Source organism: Cryptosporangium minutisporangium (assembly GCF_039536245.1).
In the GTDB taxonomy this organism is placed as follows: domain Bacteria; phylum Actinomycetota; class Actinomycetes; order Mycobacteriales; family Cryptosporangiaceae; genus Cryptosporangium; species Cryptosporangium minutisporangium.
In genome coordinates this window covers 44,243-64,616 of record NZ_BAAAYN010000022.1, presented here as the reverse complement: position 1 = coordinate 64,616, position 20,374 = coordinate 44,243, and the positions used below count along the sequence as shown (strand labels likewise).

Sequence of the window (20,374 nt, the reverse complement as noted above, 5' to 3'; positions counted from 1 at the left end):
CCGACGGTCCGCGGCTGCCCTCGTGGAAGACGCTGACTCCGGCAAGTTGTCGAAAATCCTGGCCGAGCAGGCGACTCACCAACTCCGCGCCGGGGTGGGAGCCGCGCCGGCGAGCGTCCCGGCCCTCGCCGCTGTGATTGTCGGATCGCGTACCCCAGGGGAGCGATGACCCGACACCCAAGCAACCGGCGCGTCCACGATCCGCCAACCACCCCGCCCGCAGCGCTGACGGCTCCGGTCAGGCGTTGAGGCGCTTGTAGACCGGGGCCAACTGCTTGTGCAGCGTCTTGTAGACGGCGAACACGTCCTCGTACGCCTCGTGCGCCTTGGCGTCCGGCTCGAAGACGTGGTCGTTGCGGGCCAGGTCGCCGATCTCCGGGAACGTCACCAGCCCGGCGCCGACCGCCCCGATCCACCCCGCACCGCGCGCGTTGACCGCGACCGGCCGGGCGTCCCGCCGGATCTCGATGCCGAGCACGTCGGCGAAGATCTGGCACCACGAGTCCGAACGCGCTCCTCCCCCGGTGATCACGAGCGAGGTCACCGGCGAACCGAGGAACTTGTCGACCGCGCCGGTGAGCCAGCGCGTGTTGAACGCGACGCCCTCGAACACCGCACGCAGCAAGTCCGAGCGGTTGGTGTCCAGCGAGATGTTGAAGAAGCCGGCACGCAGCTTCGGGTCGTCGACCGGCGCGCGCTCCCCGTAGAGCCACGGTGTGTAGAGGACGCCGTTCGCCCCCGCGGGAACCGTCGGCAGGATGCGGTCGAACGCGTCGAAGATCGAGCCTTCGTCCCGGCTGATGTGCCCGGCGCTCAGCAGCGGGTCGTCGAACTCGACCACCTTGTCGCGCAGCCAGGTGAGGTTCGCGCCCGCGGTGGCCTGCAGCGCGGTCATCAGGTACCGGTCGGGCACCGCGCACGGCACCGACGCGATCTGCGCGAACACGTCCGTCTTCTTGCGACGCACGTGCGCGGCGATCCAGGACGACGTCCCGAGGTACAGGTGCGGCTGATGGTCGCCGACGGTGCCGGCGCCCACCGCGGCGGCGGTGTTGTCGATCGCCCCGGCCACGACCTGCACCCGCAGCGGCAGCCCGAGGTGCGCGGCAGCCTGCGGCGACAGCGACCCGATCACGTCCGTGCACGCGACGATCGGCGGCAGCTTGTCCCGGTCGATGCCGCTGTCGGCCACCAGCGCGGGCGAGTACCGGATCCGTCCCGGACGCCGGTTGTCGGTGACCCAGGACGTCAGGATCGAGTCGACGGTCGCCACCGTCCGGCCGGTGAGCTTCAGGTTGATCCAGTCGAGCACGTTGAGGAACGACGCGGTGCGCTCGTAGACCTCCGGCATCGTGTCCCGGACCAGCAGCATGTGCGCCGCGGGGTCCTTGCCGGTGGGCGACGGCATGCCCCCGGTCAGCCGTAGCCAGCGGGCGATGCGGCGCACCGACATGCCGTCGACCGCCGGGAACCCACCGAACTGACGCCGCAGATGAGGCGCGCCCCGCATGTCGAGCCAGGTGATGCAGCGGGTCAGTGGCTCACCGTCGGCGTCGACCGGGATCGTGCCCTCGCCCTGCGTGGAAGCGCACACGGTCGTGACCGCGCGCAGGTGGTCGGGGTGCGCCCGGCCGAGCGCGGCCACGACGCCGGCGAGAGCGTTCCACCAGTCGTACGGATCCTGCTCGGCCCCGCCGCCGGGCAGCACGTGCAACGGCACCTCGCGCTCGGCCCACCCGGTCACGGTGCCGTCCGCCGCGACCAGAGCGGCTTTCATGCCCGATGTGCCCAGATCGATCGCGAGCACCTGGGGCTGAGGGGTCACGAGGCCGCCTCCGAAGCGAGCATCGTAGTGAGCCCTAGCGAGCGAGGAGCGGAGCGGAGGAGGTAGCCGGGGTACCGAGTCACACGCCCTCCACCAAGGCGAATACCTGGTCGAACCGCGCCAGTGCGTCGTCGATCACCTCGTCGGTGTCGGCCATCGACGTGTACATCCGCGCCCCGGCGAGCGTAATGATGCCGTGCGCGGCGTACGCCGCGCTCATCTGTTCCATCAGCCGCTTCCGCGGCTTGTTCTCCTTGAGCAATTTCACCGGATGACGCATGTCGAGCAGCAACACGCCACTGCACTCCAGGTGGACGATCGACCCCTGGTTGTAGACGACGTAGGGCAGGCCGTACTTGTCGACGAGACGCTGCAGGCCACGGGTGAGCCGGTCACCAGCGCGCCCGGCGAGTACCGGGGCGTTGGTGCGGGCCATCTCCTCGATCGCGAAGTAGCCGGCCGCGCAGGAGAGCGGGTTCGCCGACAGCGTGCCACCGACCTGGACGTGCGCACCGTTCTTGCCGTCGAGCCCGGAGCCGAAGACCGCCATGACGTCGGCCCGGCCGCCGACGCCGCCGGCCATCGGGTAGCCGCCGGAGACGGCCTTGCCCAGCACGGTCAGGTCGGGGGTGACGCCGAAGTAGCCGGCCGCACCGCCGAGCCCGAGCCGGAACCCGGTGACGACCTCGTCGAAGATCAGCAGCGCCCCGAACTCGTCGCAGAGTTCGCGCACCTTCGCGTTGTAGTCCTTCGGCACCGGCCGGGTGCCGGACTCCGGGCCGACCGGCTCGACGATGACCGCGGCCGTGCCGCCGCGCAGCCGGTTCTCGATCAGCTTGCGCTTGAGCAGGCCGAGGTCGTGCGGGAACGCCTCTCGGGTGCTGCCGGTGGCGCCGAACGGGATGCCCTTCGCGTTCATCCGGAAGGTGCCGGGTACGCGGAGGCCGTAGACCATCGTGTCGGACCAGCCGTGGTAGGCGCCGCCGACCTTGATCACGACGTTCTTGCCGGTGAAGGCACGGGCACCGCGGACGGCTGCCATGACCGCCTCGGTGCCGGAGCCGAGCGCGCGGTACATCTCGATGTGCGGCATGTACCGGTTGATGATCTCGGCGAGCTTGAGCTCGTACTCGTGGAAGAGGCCGGTGACCGGGCCGGAGCGCTTGATCACCTCGGCGACCCGCTCGTTGACCGGGCCGTAGTTGCTACCGAGGAGCGTCGGGCCACCGGCCTGCAGGAAGTCGATGTACGTGTTGCCGTCGCGGTCGGTGAGGTAGGCGCCCTCGGCCTTCTCGATCGCGAGCGGGAACGGGTAGTTGAAGGCCAGGTTGTGCTGGACGCCGCCGGGGATCCGGGTCTTGGCGCGGTCGGTGATCTCCTTGCTGGCCCGGCACTTCGTCTCGAAGTAGTTGAGGACGTCGTGCAGGGCGTCGTGCCGCAGGCCCCGGATCGGCTGGGCCACCAGCGCCTTGAGCCGGCGCATCGTGTCGTCGACGTCCGGATAGGTGCTGATCGCGTAGCCCAGCGCCGCCGACTCCGCGCCGATCGGCTGCGGAACGTCGTCCGCCGAGGTCTTTGCGGTGACGGGTGCGGCCGCCTCCGCGGACGGGGAGGCGGCCGGGTCGTCGCCTCCTGCGGACGCGAGGTCGGCAGCCGCCGCCAGGAGCCCGTCCGCGTCGGGCCCGTCCGACGCGGACGCAGCCGGGTCCGCTTCGGCCGTCGCGGGCACTGCCTCGGTCGGAGCGGGCACTGCCTTGGTCGGAGCGGGCACTGCCTCGGCCGGGAGAGCGGCTACCGGCGCGTCGGTGACGCTGGGCAGCTCCTCCGTCGGAGGCACCCGCACCGGCTCGACCGCGGCGGTGATCTGCGCGGCGATCCGCTTCTCGTCCTTGCGCAGCTTGCTGAACGCCACCTCCCGGATCGCGTCCGGGATCGTGTAGATCTTGCCGGCTTCGGTGGTCAGCGCCAGGAGATACGCCAGCGAGACCTTCTCCAGCAGCGCCATGTTGAAGACCGCACGGTCGGGGTCGGTGCCCAGCGCGATGATGCCGTGGTTCGCGATGATGAACGCGTTGTCGCCGCTGGCGACCTTCTTCTGCACCTTGCCGGCGAGGAACGACGTGCCCGACGGCGCGTAGGGAATGATCGCGACCTTGCGCCCGAGGAACCGCACCTGCTCGTCGGTGAGCGCCGGGATCTCCTTCCGCAAGAACGCCAGCGCCGACGCGTACGGCTGGTGCGTGTGCACGATCGCGTTGACGTCCGGCCGCTCGCGGTAGATGTTCGCGTGCATGCCGCACTCGATCGACGGCGGCAGGCCCGCCCCCGACCCGGGCAGCGGTTTCCCGTCGAACCCGACCAGGCTGACGTCTTCGGCGCGCATCCGGTCGTAGTCGTAGTTGCTCGGCGTCACCGCATAGCAGTCGTGGCTCGGCACGCGGACCGAGACGTTGCCCTCGGTCGCCTTGAGGTAGCCGCGCTCGAGCATGGTGCGGCACATGTCCACGACGTGCTGGCGGGAGGTGCGGTGCTCCATGGGGTCCCCCGGGGAACTGGACGCGGGTGATCACGCTCATCGTGACGGCTGTCGACGACGAGATCTCCGTACCACGACCAGTCAGAAAACGGGCATGATTTAGCACATGGTGCTAAATCATGTCCCGTGGCGGAGCCTGCCACCCGATCTTGCCGACGCGATGCGGCCACGGCTCGAGCAGACCGTGCGGGAGATCGCGGACGCAGTCACCGCGACGTCGCCCGCGTTCCGGAGCATCTCCGACCCGAAGTTCGAGCGCGACGTGCGGACCGCGGTCACCGTCGCCCTGGAGCGTTTCCTCGATCTGGCCGGCACCGACCAACCGGCGTTGCCGCCGCAGTCCCGGGAGGTCTTCGCCAGCCTCGGCGCCGCCGAAGCGCGGGAGGAACGCGGCCCGGAGGCGCTGTTGGCCGCGTTCCGGACGGCGTCCCGGCTCATCCTCCGCACGTGCGGCGAGGCGCTGGCCCGGCGTCGGCCGGTGAGCGCCGAGGAGCTGATCGACCTGTCCGATGCGGTGACCGCGTTCGTCGACGAGTTGTCGGCCGGAAGCACCGAGGGGTACAGCCGTCAGCTGCGGGAGCAGGTCGGCGAGGGCGACCGGCGCCGCCGTCAGTTCGCCGAGTTGCTGCTCCGCGGCGGTGCGGCGGAGAGCGTCGTGCTGGCGGCCGCGGCAGGCATCGGCTGGCCGACGCCGGACGTGATCGTGCCGGTGCTCCTCCCCCTCGACCGGGCCAGGGACGCTCGCTTCCGGTACGGCGCCGACGGCATCGTCGTCGACCGGGCACGCGACGCCGTCCTGCTGTTGCCGGAAGGCGCCCGCGCCACCCGCGCCGCGCTCTCCGACGGTCTCGCCGGGTACCGAGCCGTCGTCGGGCCACCGCTGCCCTGGTCCCGCACGCCGGAGGGCGTGCGGCTGACCGAGCTCGCGGCCGAGCTGGCGTCGAACGGTAGGGGTCCGGTGTTCGTCGACGATCACCTCGCGACGCTGGCGCTGCGCGGTGAGCCCGGGGCGCTGGCCGTGCTCGCGGCCCGCCGCCTCGCGCCGCTGGAGCACCTTCGCCCGATGCAGCGGGATCGCCTTCTGGACACATTGCACAGCTGGCTACTCCACTGGGGAGCGCGGAACGAGGTGGCGGCCGAGCTGTTCGTCCACCCGCAGACGGTCAGCTATCGGCTCAAGGTGCTGCGTGATCTGCTCGGCGACGAGTTGGACGATCCCCGACTGCGGTTCGAGTTGCTGCTGGTCCTGGCCCTGCGCGCGAATTCCGTTGGCGCTGTTGCCGGTGGGTCATAGAGTTCGCGGACGTACCGAACGGGGCAGGAGAAATGACTACCACCACGCAGGTCCGCAACCGGACGACGCTGCTCAACCAGCTCGTCGCCATCGAGAAGAGCGTCAAGGCACGCGCCAAGGACGCGCAGTCGGCGATCCACCAGCAGATGCAGCGCGGTTCGCTGGAGGCGGCCCTCACCGGTCTGATCCGGACCTACCGGCCGATCGACGACGAGGGCGTACGGCTGCCGGACGAGCGCACCCGGGTTCAGGTCCACGTCGAGGAGCTCCTCGACGAGGCGTCCCGCACGCTTTCGCGCCTGTTCGACGTCACGGCCAGCAAGGACGAGACGAACGCGCGGGCCCGCGGTGACATCGTCGTCGACGGTGAGACCATCGCCGCCCAGGTGCCGGTCACGTTCCTGATGACGCTGGAGAAGGAGCTCGTCGACTGGCGTGGCGTCATCGCCAAGCTCCCGGTCCTCGACATCGCCGAGGTCTGGACGCGCGACGCGGACGCCGGCGCGTACCGGTCGGAGCCGCGGGAGACCACCCGCACGGCGAAGGTCCCGCGCGTGCAGGTGCTCTACGAGGCCACCGAGAAGCACCCGGCGCAGGTCACCTCGTACAACGAGGACGTCGTCGTCGGCTTCTGGACGACCGTGAAGCTGTCCGGCGCGATCCCGGCCGGCCGGAAGGCGACGCTGCTCGACCGGGTCGACAAGCTCATCGCGGCCGTGCGGATGGCGCGCGAGCAGGCCAACCTGGAGGAGGTCGTCGACAATCCGCTCGGCGCCGCCCTGACCGGCTACCTCCTGCGGGATTAGCCGGACGAGACTCCCCGCTGGCGCGCGGGGTACCGGCCGCGAAAGCCGGAGAAGCTGAGACTGAGATTCAGGCTGACCAGGGCAGATCAATGCCCGCCCTCATGTTGAAGCTATTGCGCCAAATTGAATATCGCCTCGGGCCGTCCGGCACGACGCGCGTCGGCTCACTCGCTGAGGTTCCGGGTTCGAATCCCGGTTCCGCCTCCACCACGGCGGAATGGCTCAACGGCAGAGCGCAGCGAATCAGGCTGACCGGCGCCGACAGTGGCGGAGGTCGTCAGCGCGAGGCGCGAGTTGTAGCGCAACTGGTAGCGCGCATCCCTTCAGAGGATGAAGTTGCGGGTTCGATTCCCGCCGACTCCAACGTGGTCGTTCTCCACGTTCAGGCCCCGGGGGACGGGTAAAGCCCCCGGGGCCGCCACGTCTCAGTCCACGCTGCCGCGCGGCGCGACCCGGCGATGGGGTTGTCCGGTGGTGTCCGCGATGTGCTCGAAATCGGCGTCGTAGTGGAGAACTACGGCCCCGTGGTGCTCGGCCACCGCCGCCGTGAGCAGGTCCAAGACGCCAGCCGCCCGATGGTGACCGCGCGACGCCATCCGGCTTTGGACGTCGCGCGCCCGATCGGCGATCGCCTCGCTGATCCGCAGGGTGACGTACAGCTCGCGTCGACGGCAACGAATGCGCCCGACGTGCTCCGCGTCGCGCCCGGAGTAGCCCGCTCCCAGGTCGACGGTGACGCACGCCGCCGCCGCGCGGTCGATGACCAGCCCAGCGATGACGTCGCGCACCGCCGGGTGGGCCACTCGTGCGTGCGCGGACGTGTCGATGAGGTGCAGCCCTGCGCCGAATCGCTCGCGGCCGTGCGCCACACCAGCCTCGTACCAACGGTCGCCGCAAGGTGTCGATCCGCCTGAGTACGAGTGCTCAAGACTGCGACGGCGCGGGGCCGGACCATTGCGGCATGGCCGCTACCCCGCCCCGCAAGACCACTACCGCGTTCTTCGTCCAGGCCGGGCTCTCGTTCGGCGTCGCCGTCCTTGCAGCCGGCTTCGCCGTGATCAACCTGCCGGTCGGTGCCTGGCCACGAGCCTTCATCGCACTCAGCCTGCTCTACCTGGTGACGTCGTCGTTCACGTTGGCCAAGTGCGTCCGCGACCACCAGGAGTCGACGGAGGTCGTGAGCCGGGTCGACCAGGCTCGCATCGACAAGCTGCTCACCGAGCACGACCCGTTCGCGACGAACAGCTGACGATCAGCTGACGCCCGCGCTCAGGAACGGGCCGTGCCAGGGTCCACCCCGGCCCAGCTCAGGCTGTCCAGGTTGACCACGATCGCCTCCTGAGTGGTTCGAGCGATCACGACGACGGCCTCCGTGTCCGGATCCGGGTTCTCCTCCCGGTGCGGCACGAACGGCGGCACGAACACGTAGTCGCCGGGGCCGGTCTGGATGCGCGTCTCGACCGGCTCGTCGCCCTCCAGGTCGAGGAACACGAACGCGGGCGTACCGGAGACCACGTAGATCGCCGTCTCCGACGCGCCGTGGTGATGGTTGCCCGAATTGGTGGACGCGGGGACATGGGTCTGCCCCATCCAGAGGTTCTGCGCGCCGACCGTCTTGCCGCTGATCGCCTCGACGCGACGCATGCCCGACGTCTGCGTGGTCTGGCCGACCAGGCCGGACGGTGCGATGCGGTGCAGGCGGCGGTGGAACGGGTCGATGTCGGCGGGCAGCACCACGCCGCTGGGCGTCGAACCGGCGGGGACGTGCAGAGCGGACATCAGGCACCCTTTGCTAGCGCGATGGCGGAGACGAGCGGCACCGGGCCGCCCGGCGAGTTCAGTAAGCGCGCCACCGCACGGGCGGCGGCGCGGGTGACGTCGGACGGGAGGCCCGGCCGGGACCAGATGTTGAGGGTGAGCGACCGGGGTTTCGGCAGGTCGTCGCGTGGAATCAGGCCTTCCGGCGTCTGGCCGAGCGTCGCCATCAGCGCCACGCCCAGCCCGGCACCGACTGCGGCCTGCACTCCGGCGAGCTGAGCCGACTCCGCGCTGATCTCCGCGGGTAGACCGTGCTCGGCGAGGGTCTCCAGCGCCCGGCTGCGGAGAGCGCACGGGTCGTCGAAGGCGGCGATCGGGATCGGCCTGCCGGGCACCGGCGGCGTCCAGGTGGGGCCCGAGTACCAGGTGAGCTCCAGCTCCCCGACCGGCACCGCACGCGGGTCGTCGCTGTTGCCGAGGAGCAACGCCAAGTCGATGCTCCCGGCCGCCAGGCCGTCGCGGAGGCGTGCGCCGCGGTCGATCCGGAACCGCGTCCGCCAGTCCGGGAGGCTCTCTTCCAGCGCCGCCGTCAAGCAGGGCAGCAGCTGCGCGGCGGCGTGCTCCGTCGAGCCGATCACGACGAAACGCTCCGCCTCGACGCCGAACGCGCGGAGCGCCTCGTCGTGCACGGCCAGTATTCGTCGAGCGTGGGCGAGTAGTTGTTCACCGTCCGGCGTGAACCGGGATCCCCGTCCGTGGCGAACGACCAGCGGGCGATCGACGGCCGCCTCCAGCCGGCGGACGTGCTGGCTGATCGCGCTCTGGCTCAGCTGCAGCGCCCGTGCTGCGCGCTGGAAACCGCCGCAGTCGGCCACGGCGACGAAGCTGCGCAACGGTGCGATGTCCAAGGTCAACGCCATCTCCACCCCTCTGCTCAACGATTCATTAGCGGATGTGATGGGTCACCATCGCGATACGTCGTTGGACTTTCCCTACCTAGTTGATCAGGATAGTGGACATGAGGCCGCCGGTCAGTGTGATGCACGCACGTTGTCGCTGCAGCGACCGCGTGTGCCACGGACCCGCGGTCTGTCCCTGACGCACTGACCCGGCCCGCGGACGACCGTCGAACGGCGTCCGCGAGTGAGCCGCACCCGACGCGGAGCCCGCCCGATCACGCCGCCTGTCCGAGACGGGCCGGCCTCCACCTGTTCGCTCGCACTCGGCACGGAAGGCAAATCCATGTCTCGCCGCACCCTCAAGCTGGGCGCCATTCTCCTCGGAGTCGGCGGACCAGGTCAGCACAACACCTGGCTCGACTCCGATGTCGCCGCCGACGCCAGCGTCGACGTCCGCTGGTACATCGCGCGCGCTCAGGAGGCCGAAGCGGCCAAGTTCGACCTCGTCTTCATCGTCGACAGCCAGTTCATCACCCCGGACTCGCCGAACCACTACCTCAGTCGCCTGGAGCCGCTGACCCTGCTGTCGGCGATCGCGGTGCACACCACCCACATCGGCTTGGTCGGCACGCTCACGACCTCCTACAACGAGCCGTTCAACGTGGCTCGGCGGCTCTACTCGCTGGACCACATCAGCGGTGGCCGCGCCGGCTGGAACGTCGTCACCAGCGGCGACGCCGGAACCGCGGGCAACTACAGCCGGGACGAGCACTACGACTACCCCACCCGGTACGGGCGCGCACTCGAACACGTCCGGGTGGCCCAGGGGCTGTGGGACTCCTACGAGGCCGACGCCTTCCCGCGGGACAAGGAGCGCGGCGTCTTCTTCGACCGGAGCAAGCAGCACGCCCTCAACCACCAGGGCGAGCACTTCTCCGTGGTCGGGCCGCTCAACCTCGAGCGCTCACCGCAGGGCCAGCCGGTGATCTTCCAGGCCGGTGACTCCGAGGACGGTCGCGACCTGGGGGCGAGCATCGCCGACGCGATCTTCACCCACTCGCAGACCCTGGAACAGGCCCGCGCCTACCGGACCGAGCTGCGCCGGCGGGCTGCTGCGAAGGGCCGCGATCCGGAGAACGTGCTGATCGTCCCGGGGATCTTCCCGATCATCGCCGACACCGACGAGGAGGCGCGGGCCAAGGAGGCCGCGATCCTCGGCAACAAGAGCTTCGAGCGGGCGCTGGCCGAGCTCGGTCGGCCGTTCGGGTGGCACGACTTCCGCCAGTACGACCTGGACGCGCCGTACCCGGACGTCGACCCCGCCGCCGCCAACAGCTTCCGAACCCAAGCCGAGGCGATCACGCGCCACGCACGGGAGAACAGCCTGACGTTGCGGCAGGTCGTGGAGCACCAGCTGGCCGCGCAGCGCTCCCCGTTCGTCGGTTCGCCGCTGACCGTGGCGAACGAGATCGAGCGCTGGTTCGTCGGCGGCGGTTTCGACGGCATCAGCGTCAGCGTCACCTCGCCGCGCGAGTTCGCTCGCTTCACCGACGAGGTGGTGCCGATCCTCCGCGAGCGCGGCGTCGTCCGCAGGAACTACGAGGCGACGACCCTCCGCGGCAACCTCGGCCTGCCCATTCCAGCGAATCGGCACAGTCCGGAGAACCACCGCACCGCCGCGCGCAAGGCGGAACCCGCCGCGCCGCAGTCCTCGCACGCGGCCCAGCCCGCCGCCGTCCGGTGAGCCCCTCCCCCACCGTGCCGTATCCCTCCAGCAGAGAGAGAAGTCCGATGCCCAGACGCCGTTCCCGGCCCAGCGTTGTACTCGCGGCCCTGGTGGCCGCGCTGGCCCTCGTCCTCAGCGCCTGCGCCGGTAGCGGGTCCACCGCCGCCGGCGGCGGCTCGGCCACGTTGAAGTGGGCCTCGTCCTACTTCCCGACGCACTGGGACCCGGTGGTCTCCGGCAGCGGCGCGCAGTTCCGTGAACTCGCGCTCGTCTACGCCTCGCTGACCAGGACCGACGAGAAGGGCAACGCGGTGCCCGACCTCGCCGAGAGCTGGAAGTACAACAGCACCGGCGACGAGGTGACGTTCCACCTGCGGCCCGAGCTGAAGTTCAGCGACGGCACCCCGGTGAACGCCGCCGCGGTGAAGGCCGCCATCGAGCGGGCCAAGACGCAGAAGAACTCGGCGCTCTTCGGTGACCTGACCTCGATCAAGTCGGTGACGACCAAGGGCGAGCTCGACGTCGTCGTGCAGCTGACGCAGACCGACTACCAGATCCCGCTGCTGCTCGGTCAGCGGGTGCTGCAGATCGCCAGCCCCAAGGCGGCTGCCGACCCGACGACGCTCGACCAGAAGCCGGTCGGCGCCGGGCCGTTCATCGTCACCCAATTGATCCCCGGCACCAAGGCGGTGCTGAAGAGGAACCCGGACTACTGGGACGCCAAGAACATCCACATCGACAAGGTGGAGCTGATCTCCGCGCCGGACGCCGCGACCGTGGTCTCGGGCCTGCAGACCGGCGTCTACAACTTCGCCGACATCACCCCGAGCAACGCGACCGCGGCCAAGGCGGCGGGGCTGGACGTGTTCGTGCAGCCGGGCTTCAACGCCAGCAACATCAGCCTCAACGTGAACAAGGCGCCGTTCAACAACCCCAAGGTCGTCGACGCCGTGCGCTACGCCGTCAATCGCAAGGAGTTCGTCGAGAAGCTCGGCTTCGGCTACGGCGAGGCCACGGACCAGCCGTTCCCCAAGGACTACATCGCCTACGACCCGCAGTCGGCCGACAAGTACCCGTACGACCCGGCGAAGTCGAAGCAGCTGCTCGCCGAGGCCGGCTACCAGCCGGGCAAGATCAAGCTGACGCTGGTCATCCCGGACGCCCAGCCCGCCGCGGAGATCGTGCAGTCGCAGCTGGCCGCGGTCGGCATCACGGTCGACATCAAGGTCGACAAGAACTGGGCGACGCCGTTCTTCGCCAAGGAACTGACCCTGTCCCTCTACGGGACGACCGGGCGTGACTCGGCGGTCCAGACGCTGACCGCGCACTTCGGTCCGGACGGCCCGCTCAACCTCAGCTCGCCCTACCAGCCGGCCGGTTTCGACACGGCGATCGCGAAGGTGCGGCAGACGTCGCCCGACTCGCCGGAGTACGCCTCGGTGCTGCAAGCGGCCACCCGGACCGGCCTGGCGAGCAACGCGCTGATCTTCACGTACTCCTCGCCCAACCTGCTCGCCAAGAGCAAGTCCATCTCGGCGCTGCCCGCCAACCCCGGTCACATCGACTGGACCGGCGTAAAGGTCAGCTGAGTTCCATGGCCAACGCAGCTGTCTACGCGCCCCCGCTCGTATCCAGCCGCGCCGCGCTCGCGGGGATCCGGGTGCGGCGGGCCCTCGGCCGCACCCTGATCACCGTCGCCCGTTCGCTCGCGATCGTCGTGCCGGTCTTCCTGGTGGCGACGTTCGTGGCCTTCGGGCTCCGGGCGCTGAGCGGGCTGAGCCCGGCGCATCTGCAGCTGGGTGAGGAGGCCACCCCGGCCGCGGTGGACCGCATCGAGCACGAGTGGGGCCTGGACGAGCCGTTCCTCGTCCAGTATTGGAACTGGCTCAACCAGGTCCTCCACGGCGACCTCGGTCGCAGCTGGTCGAACGGCGTGGGCATCTCGCAGCTGATCGCCGAAGGGCTGGCGATCAGCCTCTCGGTGGCCACGCTCGCGATGATCATCGGCGTGGTGTTCGGCTTCGCGCTGGGCACCCTCGCCGCGCTGCGACGCACCACGTGGATCGATCGGGCGATCACCTCGGTGCTGACCGTCTTCTCGGTATGCCACCGTTCGTGGTCGGCATCGTGCTCGTCGAGATCTTCGCGGTCGGGCTGGGGTGGTTCCCCTCGGGCGGTTACGTGCCGTTCGAGGTCGGTGTGTCGCCCTGGTTCGCACACCTGCTGCTACCCGCGCTCGCGCTGAGCTTCGACACCGTCGCGGACGTGGCGCGGCAGCTACGCGCAGGCTTGGTCGGCGCGTACTCGGAGAACTACGTCACCGGGGCGGTGGTGCGCGGGCTCGGTCCGCGGCGGATCTTCCTCCGGCACGTCCTGCCGAACGGGGTGGGGCCGTCGCTGGCCGTGCTCGGGCTGAAGTTCCCGACGATCATCGGCGGCGCGGTCGTCACCGAATGGATCTTCGGCCTGCAGGGCTTCGGACGCTTCGCCAACGACTCCGCCCAAGCCGGCGACGTACCCGCGGTCCAGGGCGTCCTGGTGGTCTCGATCGTCCTGGTGGTCAGCTTCAACCTGATCGTCAACGTGGTGCTCGGCAAGGTCACGCCGGCCGCGCAGCGGGGAGTCTGAGATGGTCAAGAGAATCCTCGCGTTGCCCTCGGGCCGGCTCGCGATCGGCATCCTGATCGGAATCGGTCTGCTGGCGATCGTCGGTCCGATCGTGGCGCCGGAAGATCCACTGCAAGCCGCGGCCAAGCCGCTCGCGGGCATCTCCGGTGAACACTGGCTCGGCACGGACTACCTCGGTCGCGACGTGTTCAGCCGGCTGCTCGCCGGATCCCGCGACAGCGTCGTCGGCTCGGTCGAGGTCGCGCTGGTGGCGCTCGTCGTCGGGGTCGTTCCCGGCCTGCTCTCGGTCCTGCTGGGGCGGGTGTTCGAGTGGACGACGCTGCGCCTGACCGACACCCTCGTCGCGCTGCCGTTCCTGGTGTTCGCCGTCGCGGTGACCTCGCTGCTGGGCAACGGCCTCACCCAGGCCATGCTCACGGTCGGGGTGCTCGTCTCACCACTGTTCTTCCGGGTGGCGCGGGCAGCGACGCTGTCGGTCGCGCACTCGCAGTACGTGGAGGCCGCGCTGATCTCCGGTGCCTCCGTCGGCTGGATCATCCGGCGCCACGTCTGGGGCAAGGTGCTCCCGCCGATCGCGGTGGCGTTCGCCCAGACCGTCGGCGTCGGCTTCATCGTCGTCTCCAGCCTCACGTTCCTGGGCATCGGCGTCCAGCCGCCCGCGCCGACGTGGGGCGGCCTGCTCGCCTCGGACCTGAACTACCTGCACTACCGGCCCTTCGCGCCGGTCGCCCCCGCCGCGCTGATCATGGCGACGGTCTGGGCCTGCAACCTGCTCGCCGACGCCATCCGCGACGTCTCGGGGGAATCCGGTCGGGCTCTCGTTGACGCCCGCAAGGCCCACCGCACCAGCGTCGAGCCCGCCTCCGCGGAAGGAAAGCCCTGATGACCGCGTCCACCCAAGTCGCGGCGGCGCGCAGCGCGTCGCCGGAGCCCTCCGATCGGGTCGTGCTGGCCGTACGCGACCTGCACGTGCACGACCAGGTCAACGACCGGGACATCGTCCACGGCGTCTCGTTCGAGCTCACCCCGGGCAGGGTCGTGGGCATCGTCGGCGAATCCGGTAGCGGCAAGACGCTGACCTGCCGGGCCACGCTGGGCATCCTCCCCGAGCGCCTCGTCGTCTCCGGCGGCTCGATCGAGATCGACGGACGCGACATCGCCGGGCTGTCCGCGGCCGACTGGACCCGGCTGCGCGGCTCCACGATCAGCGCGGTGTTCCAGGATCCAGCGTCCTATCTCAACCCGTCGATGCGGGTCGGAGCCCAGATCGCGGAGGTCATCAAGGTCAAGAAGGGGCTCTCCAAGCGAGCGGCCCGCCGCCGCGCGATCGACCTGCTCGCCGCGGTCCACATCCGCAACCCGGCACTGGTCTACGAGCAGTACACCTACGAACTGTCCGGTGGGATGTTGCAGCGTGTCCTGATCGCCGCGGCGATCGCGGCCGACCCGACGGTGCTCATCGCCGACGAAGCGACCACGGCGCTCGACGTCATCGTGCAGGCGGAGATCCTCGACCTCCTGGCCGACTTGCGGGAACGGACCGGGCTCGCGCTGCTCGTGGTCTCCCACGACCTCGCCGTGATCGCCCAGATCTGCGACGAAGTCCTCGTCATGCGCCACGGCGAAGTGGTGGAGCGGGGCTCGACCAGCGAAGTGCTGCACCACCCCCAGCACGAGTACACCCGGCTGCTGATCAGCGAACACGACCAGTACGGCCTGGAGCGGTACCTCGAGACCACGGAGCCGGCCCATGTCCTCTGACGCCCCGCTTCTGCAGATCTCGGGTCTGGACGTGCGATACGGCCGACGGCACGCGCTGCGCGACGTCTCGCTGCGGGTGAGCCCCGGCGAGACGGTCGGCGTGATCGGCGAGACCGGATCGGGCAAGTCGACGCTGGCCCGCGCCGTTCTCGGGCTGGTGCCGGCCTCCGCGGGCCAGATCCTCGTCGACGGTGAGGACGTCACCCGTTACACGAAGCGCCAGTGGCGAGCGCTGCGCCGTCGTGGCGTGATCCAGTACGTCTTCCAAGATCCGCTGCGGAGCCTCGACCCCGAACTCACGATCTCCGACTCGCTGATCGAGCCGCTGCTCGTCCAGGGCGTGGCCCGCGGCGACGCGGTGGACCGGGCCCGGCTGATGCTCGCGCGCGTTCAGCTCGACGACGAATTGCTGGGTCGGCTGCCGAGCGGCCTCTCGGGCGGGCAGCGGCAGCGTGTCGCGGTCGCGCGGGCACTGGTCACCGACCCCGCGGTGATCATCCTGGACGAGCCGGTCAGCGCGCTCGACGCAGCCAACCGCGTCCAGATCCTGGAGATCCTCAAGGACCTGCGGGCCGCCGGCGTCGCGCTGATCTTCATCTCCCACGACCTCGGATCGGTCGCCGGCGTCGCCGACCGGATCGCCGTGATCTACCAGGGCGAGCTGGTCGAGGACGGCCCGACGCACCGCGTCATCACCGCTCCGGAGCACGTCTACACCCGGCTACTCGTCAGCTCGGCCCCGATGCTGCGCGCGGCGACCGTCGACCGAGCCGAACGTCAAGCGCTTCGCGAGCTCCTGCACGCCTGAGAGGGGACCCTCATGCCTCGAAAGATCCACCTCGCGCTCCACCCGTACGGCGTCGGCGGCCCCGGTCAGCACGGCCTGTGGAGAGACCCGCGGATCGCCAAGAACGCCAGCATCGACATCCGGTACTACATCCGGCAGGCGCAGCTGGCCGAACAGGCGCTCTTCGACGCGCTCTTCATCGTCGACAGCCAGTTCATCAACAGCACCTACCCGGCGCACTACCTCAACCGGCTGGAGCCGCTCACGCTGCTCTCCGCCGTCGCGGTGCACACCACCCACCTCGGCCTGGTCGGCACCGCGAGCTCGACCTACAACTCGCCGTTCAACCTCGCCCGCCGCTTCGCCTCGCTCGATCACATCAGCGGTGGACGCGCCGGCTGGAACGTCGTGACCAGCTTCGACACCGGAACTTCCCGCAACTACGGCCTCGACGAGCACCTCGACTACGCCACCCGCTACGGTCGCGCGCTCGAGTCGGTCCAGGTGATCCGGGGTCTCTGGGACTCCTACGAGGACGACGCTTTCCCCGCCGACGTCGAGCGCAACGTGTTCCTCGATCCGACCAAGCTGCACGCGCTGGACCACGTCGGCGAGCACTTCCGGGTCGCCGGACCGCTCAACCTGTCCCGCTCGCCGCAGGGACAGCCGGTGATCTTCCAGGCGGGCGTCTCCGAGGAGGGGCGAAACCTGGCCGCGGAGGTCGCGGAGGGCATCTATGCCCCGGGCGGCTCGCTGGAGCAGGCCCGCGAGTACTACGCGGACATCAAGCGACGCACCGCAGCCGCCGGGCGCGACCCGGACCATATCAAGATCTTCATCCACGGCGGCCCGATCGTGGGCGCCACCGACGCCGCGGCACGGGAGCGCGAGCGGGAGATCTTCGCCGAAGACAACGATTTCGAGCGCAACCTGGCGCTGCTCGGCCGCGGCTTCGGCGCGCACGACTTCAGCCAGTACGACCCGGACGGCCCCTTCCCGGACGTCGCCCACCTCGCCGAGCGGGGCGGGCGCACCGGCGCCGCGAAGATCGTCGAGCGCGCGCGCCGGGAGAACCTCACGCTGCGCCAGGTGGTCGACAGCGCCACCGAGTTCAAGCAGTCGCCGTTCGTCGGCTCTCCGCAGACGGTCGCGGACACGATCGAGACGTGGTTCGAGGCCGGCACCTTCGACGGCATCAACCTCGCGTTCCGCACCGAGGAGGAGCTGACCTACTTCGCCGACGGCGTGGTGCCGCTCCTGCAGAAGCGTGGCCTGTTCCGTACCGAGTACGAGGCGGACACCCTGCGCGGACACCTCGGCCTGCCGATCCCGGCCAACCGGTACACGCGGGTGTCGGTCGGATGAGCGCTCATTCGGCAACGGGTGGGCGCGACGTCCACACGGTGTACTTCCCGGCCGCGACGCCGCCCGCGGACGTCGACGTTCTCGTCGTCGGAGCCGGGCCGGTCGGGCTGTCCGCCGCCGTCGAGCTGGCCGGACGCGGGGTCGAGGTGGCCGTGGTCGACCAGGCCCGCGTCGCCACGCTGATCCGCGCGGGAGCCATGGGGCACACGCCGCGCGTGGTCGAGCATTTCCGGCGCTGGGGACTGCTCCAGCGGATCCGGGACGAGTGGACGTTCCCGCCCGAGTGGAACCGCGGTATCCGGCTGGTGACCTCGCTGGTCGGGCACGAGCTGGCGCCCACTCGTGCGCCCTCCTTCGCCAGTCCCGGCACCCGGCGGAACTCGACCGAGGAGGCGCTCCGCCGTCCGCAGTCCGCACTCCAGCGGGTCTTCCTCGACCACCTGGACGAACGCAGCGTGAGCGTCGCGGGTGGCTGGCGACTGACCGCGCTGCGGGAGAGCGACGACGGCGTCGAGGCCGACCTGACCGAGGTGGACCACGCATCCGCCCGCACGATCCGTGCCCGGTACGTCGTCGGCGCGGACGGTGCCAGCAGCACTGTGCGACGGCTGGCCGGCATCGCGCGGGACGGGGAGCGCGCCACCGAGAAGCGCCTGCGGCTCATCGTCCGCACCGGCGACATCTCCGACCGCGTCGGCCCCGCCCCGAGCGGCACCAACATCGTCTTCAACCAGAAAGCCTCGGGATTCCTCGCGGCCGTCAGCACCCGGGAGTGGCGGGTCTACGCCGGCCCGTACCCGCTGGACTACGAGCCGTCCGAGCCGGAACTCCTCGGGATCGCCCGAGCCGCGTTCGGGTTCGACCTCGACTTGGAGATCGCGTCGGCGACGACGTTCTACGAGGCCACCCAAATCGCGCGGACGTTCAGAGCTGGCCGGGTGCTCCTGGCGGGCGACGCCGCGCACGTCCGAACCCCGGGCGGCAACCTCGGCGAGGGCTTCGGCGACGTGGTGAACCTCGGCTGGAAGCTCGCCGCCGTACTCGCCGGCTCCGCCCCCGATCGTCTGCTCGACTCCTACGACCAGGAGCGACGTCCGCACAACTGGCGGGTCGCGGACTTCGCGCTGGCCCGCGCGCGGCGCGCGGCCGCGACCCTCGCCGAGATCCGCCGGATCGGCGTTCCGGACGACGCCGATCCGAGCAGCCAGGCGCAGGGACGGCGCACCGAGATCGCCCGTCGGATCGACGCCGACCGGGTGGACGCGGTCGGGGTGACGTTCGACGAGCGCTACGACGCCTCGTCGGTCATCTGGTACGAGGACGGTCCCGAGCCGGACTGGCGCGGAGACGTGTACGCCGACGACCCACGTCCCGGGCACCGCGCCCCCGACGGCCTGATCGATCCGTACGGCGGAACGCTCTACGACCGCATCGGCAACAACTTCGCGCTGCTGGTGCTCTCGTCCGACCGCACCGTCGAGGCGGCGTTCCTCGGCGAGGTGGCCGGCCGAGGGCTTCCGTTCACCGTCATCCACCTCATCGATCCGGAGGTGCGCGCCCTCTACGGCGCCGACAACGTCCTCGTCCGGCCGGATCAGCACGTCGCCTGGCGCGGCGACGCCCTGCCGGTCGGCGGCACCGCCGCGGTCCTCGACCGGATCCTCGGCGTCAGCACGGCTCCCGAGTCCCAGCCCTTGCTCCCCACGATTCTCACTTCGGAGGCGGTCTCATGACCGAGCACGACTATCTCGGGCCGCAGGGTCTGCGCACCCGCGGCACCGTCCTGGTTCTTCCCGGGCGCGGCGAGACCCGGCGGAGCTACGCCCGGTTCGGTACCCGGCTGGCCGCGGACTCCTATCGGGTGCGGGTCCTGGCCGCACCCGACGCCGACGCCGGGTCCGCGGATCGCTTGGCCGCCGAGCTGACCGCGGCCGTGACCGACCTCGGCCCCGACCTGGTTCACCCGCTCGTCCTGATCGGCTCGGACCTCGGCGCCGCCGCGCTCGCCGCGCTGGTGGCACGCGAGGAGACGGGTGCCGCGTGGTGGCCGGACGCGGTGGTGCTCGCCGCGCTGCCGGGGTACGGCACCCACGGATCGGACGCCTGGGACGACGAACTCGACGCCCGTACGCACTGCGCCGTGCACCGCGGAGTGCTCAGCGACGACACCGAGGTCGCCCGGGGGACGCTGGACCGCGCGGTGCCGAGCGCTCTCCTGGACGCGGCGTACGGCAACGCGGTCGACGTCCCGCACCTGCTGCTCGTCGGCGACGCGGACCCGTATGCGGACCGCGCCGCACTGACCAGCGCTGCCAAGACGCTGCCCCGTGCGCGCCTGGCCGTGGTGCGCGGCGGCCATCACGACGTCCTCAACGATCTGCAGCACCGCTCGGTCGCCGCGGAGATCGTCACGTTCCTGGAGGTGCTGCGGGACGGCACGCCGCTGGTCCCGATCGTCGACGTCGAATCCAGTGCCTGGTGATGACGATGACCACCGTTGTCTCCTCGCTCACCGATCAGCAGCGGCTGCGGCAGGTCTTCGGAACGTTCCCCTCCGGTGTGGTTGCCGTCGCCGCGCTGGTCTCCGCCGCTCCGGTCGGCCTCGTCGCCAGCTCGTTCACCTCGGTCTCGCTGGACCCGCCGCTGGTGTCGTTCTGCATCGCGCACACGTCCACCACCTGGCCCACGTTGCGCACCGCACCGCGGCTGGGGGTGAGCATCCTCAGCGGGGCGCAGGAGCGCGCCGGCCGCCAGCTCGCCGGACGGGCCGCGGACCGCTTCGCCGACCTGTCCTGGCGCACCACGGAGGACGGCGCCGTGCTGCTGGAGCAGGCGAGCGGATGGTTCGAGACCAGCATCGAACAGGAGGTCCGCGCCGGTGACCACGACATCGTCGTGCTGCGGGTACGCGATCTCGACGCGCACCACGACGTCACCCCGCTGGTCTTCCACGCCAGCCAGTTCCGGCGCCTGGAGTGACCGGCCGCCG

General features: G+C 70.4%; 17 protein-coding genes and 1 pseudogene. 13 read left to right on the top strand and 5 right to left on the bottom strand.

The window, feature by feature from the left end:
• Nucleotides 1-238 precede the first annotated feature (238 nt).
• A complete protein-coding gene (locus tag ABEB28_RS16690; RefSeq protein WP_345729024.1) occupies nt 239-1,825 on the bottom strand; it encodes a xylulokinase in 1,587 nt (528 codons plus the stop codon).
• A gap of 79 nt (nt 1,826-1,904) precedes the next feature.
• Nucleotides 1,905-4,361, bottom strand: a complete 2,457-nt coding sequence (locus ABEB28_RS16685) for an aminotransferase class III-fold pyridoxal phosphate-dependent enzyme (RefSeq protein WP_345729023.1) — start codon at nt 4,359-4,361, stop codon at nt 1,905-1,907.
• Nucleotides 4,362-4,467: 106 nt separating this feature from the next.
• Here ABEB28_RS16685 and ABEB28_RS16680 point away from each other — a divergent pair, with 106 nt between their 5' ends.
• Both ABEB28_RS16680 and ABEB28_RS16675 read left to right on the top strand, forming a co-directional pair.
• Entirely contained in the window at nt 4,468-5,655 is a 1,188-nt protein-coding gene (locus ABEB28_RS16680; RefSeq protein WP_345729022.1) for a PucR family transcriptional regulator, read from the top strand.
• A gap of 32 nt (nt 5,656-5,687) precedes the next feature.
• Nucleotides 5,688-6,461, top strand: a complete 774-nt coding sequence (locus ABEB28_RS16675) for a DUF7873 family protein (protein WP_345729021.1) — start codon at nt 5,688-5,690, stop codon at nt 6,459-6,461.
• Between the two features lie 425 nt (nt 6,462-6,886).
• Here the strand turns inward: ABEB28_RS16675 and ABEB28_RS16670 are convergent, their stop codons facing one another.
• Nucleotides 6,887-7,330, bottom strand: coding sequence for a PIN domain-containing protein (locus ABEB28_RS16670; RefSeq protein WP_345729020.1), 444 nt, complete (start codon nt 7,328-7,330; stop codon nt 6,887-6,889).
• A 92-nt stretch (nt 7,331-7,422) separates the two neighbouring features.
• On the opposite strand from ABEB28_RS16670, the gene ABEB28_RS16665 reads away from it, so the two are divergent.
• Nucleotides 7,423-7,710 carry a YiaA/YiaB family inner membrane protein gene (locus tag ABEB28_RS16665; RefSeq protein ID WP_345729019.1) on the top strand — a complete coding sequence of 96 codons (288 nt, stop codon included), beginning with the start codon at nt 7,423-7,425 and terminating at the stop codon, nt 7,708-7,710.
• A gap of 20 nt (nt 7,711-7,730) precedes the next feature.
• On the opposite strand, the gene ABEB28_RS16660 is transcribed toward ABEB28_RS16665, so the two are convergent.
• Complete coding sequence (locus ABEB28_RS16660) at nt 7,731-8,240, bottom strand: cupin domain-containing protein (protein ID WP_345729018.1); 510 nt, start codon at nt 8,238-8,240, stop codon at nt 7,731-7,733.
• Nucleotides 8,240-9,139 (bottom strand): LysR family transcriptional regulator, encoded by a 900-nt coding sequence (locus ABEB28_RS16655; protein WP_345729017.1) that lies wholly within the window; start codon nt 9,137-9,139, stop codon nt 8,240-8,242. The genes ABEB28_RS16660 and ABEB28_RS16655 overlap by 1 nt, the downstream gene beginning before the upstream one ends.
• A gap of 322 nt (nt 9,140-9,461) precedes the next feature.
• Between ABEB28_RS16655 and ABEB28_RS16650 the strand changes: the two genes are divergently transcribed.
• The 10 genes and pseudogenes from ABEB28_RS16650 (at nt 9,462) to ABEB28_RS16605 (ending at nt 20,364) form a co-directional block, all read left to right on the top strand.
• Entirely contained in the window at nt 9,462-10,862 is a 1,401-nt protein-coding gene (locus ABEB28_RS16650) for an LLM class flavin-dependent oxidoreductase (RefSeq protein WP_345729016.1), read from the top strand.
• A gap of 47 nt (nt 10,863-10,909) precedes the next feature.
• Nucleotides 10,910-12,433 (top strand): ABC transporter substrate-binding protein, encoded by a 1,524-nt coding sequence (locus ABEB28_RS16645; protein WP_345729015.1) that lies wholly within the window; start codon nt 10,910-10,912, stop codon nt 12,431-12,433.
• A 5-nt stretch (nt 12,434-12,438) separates the two neighbouring features.
• A pseudogene (locus ABEB28_RS16640) lies at nt 12,439-13,472 on the top strand (ABC transporter permease).
• Between the two features lies 1 nt (nt 13,473).
• The gene (locus tag ABEB28_RS16635) at nt 13,474-14,355 is read left to right on the top strand and encodes an ABC transporter permease (RefSeq protein ID WP_345729014.1); all 882 of its coding nucleotides are present in this window, start codon (nt 13,474-13,476) and stop codon (nt 14,353-14,355) included.
• Entirely contained in the window at nt 14,355-15,233 is an 879-nt protein-coding gene (locus ABEB28_RS16630; protein ID WP_345729013.1) for an ABC transporter ATP-binding protein, read from the top strand. The genes ABEB28_RS16635 and ABEB28_RS16630 overlap by 1 nt, the downstream gene beginning before the upstream one ends.
• A complete protein-coding gene (locus tag ABEB28_RS16625; protein ID WP_345729012.1) occupies nt 15,223-16,041 on the top strand; it encodes an ABC transporter ATP-binding protein in 819 nt (272 codons plus the stop codon). The genes ABEB28_RS16630 and ABEB28_RS16625 overlap by 11 nt, the downstream gene beginning before the upstream one ends.
• 12 nt (nt 16,042-16,053) lie before the next feature.
• Nucleotides 16,054-17,385, top strand: coding sequence for an LLM class flavin-dependent oxidoreductase (locus tag ABEB28_RS16620; RefSeq protein WP_345729011.1), 1,332 nt, complete (start codon nt 16,054-16,056; stop codon nt 17,383-17,385).
• The gene (locus ABEB28_RS16615; RefSeq protein WP_345729010.1) at nt 17,382-19,118 is read left to right on the top strand and encodes an FAD-dependent oxidoreductase; all 1,737 of its coding nucleotides are present in this window, start codon (nt 17,382-17,384) and stop codon (nt 19,116-19,118) included. The genes ABEB28_RS16620 and ABEB28_RS16615 overlap by 4 nt, the downstream gene beginning before the upstream one ends.
• Nucleotides 19,115-19,867: an alpha/beta hydrolase gene (locus ABEB28_RS16610; RefSeq protein ID WP_345729009.1), complete on the top strand. Its 753-nt coding sequence runs from the start codon at nt 19,115-19,117 to the stop codon at nt 19,865-19,867. The genes ABEB28_RS16615 and ABEB28_RS16610 overlap by 4 nt, the downstream gene beginning before the upstream one ends.
• Nucleotides 19,867-20,364, top strand: a complete 498-nt coding sequence (locus ABEB28_RS16605; RefSeq protein WP_345729008.1) for a flavin reductase family protein — start codon at nt 19,867-19,869, stop codon at nt 20,362-20,364. The genes ABEB28_RS16610 and ABEB28_RS16605 overlap by 1 nt, the downstream gene beginning before the upstream one ends.
• Nucleotides 20,365-20,374: the final 10 nt, after the last annotated feature.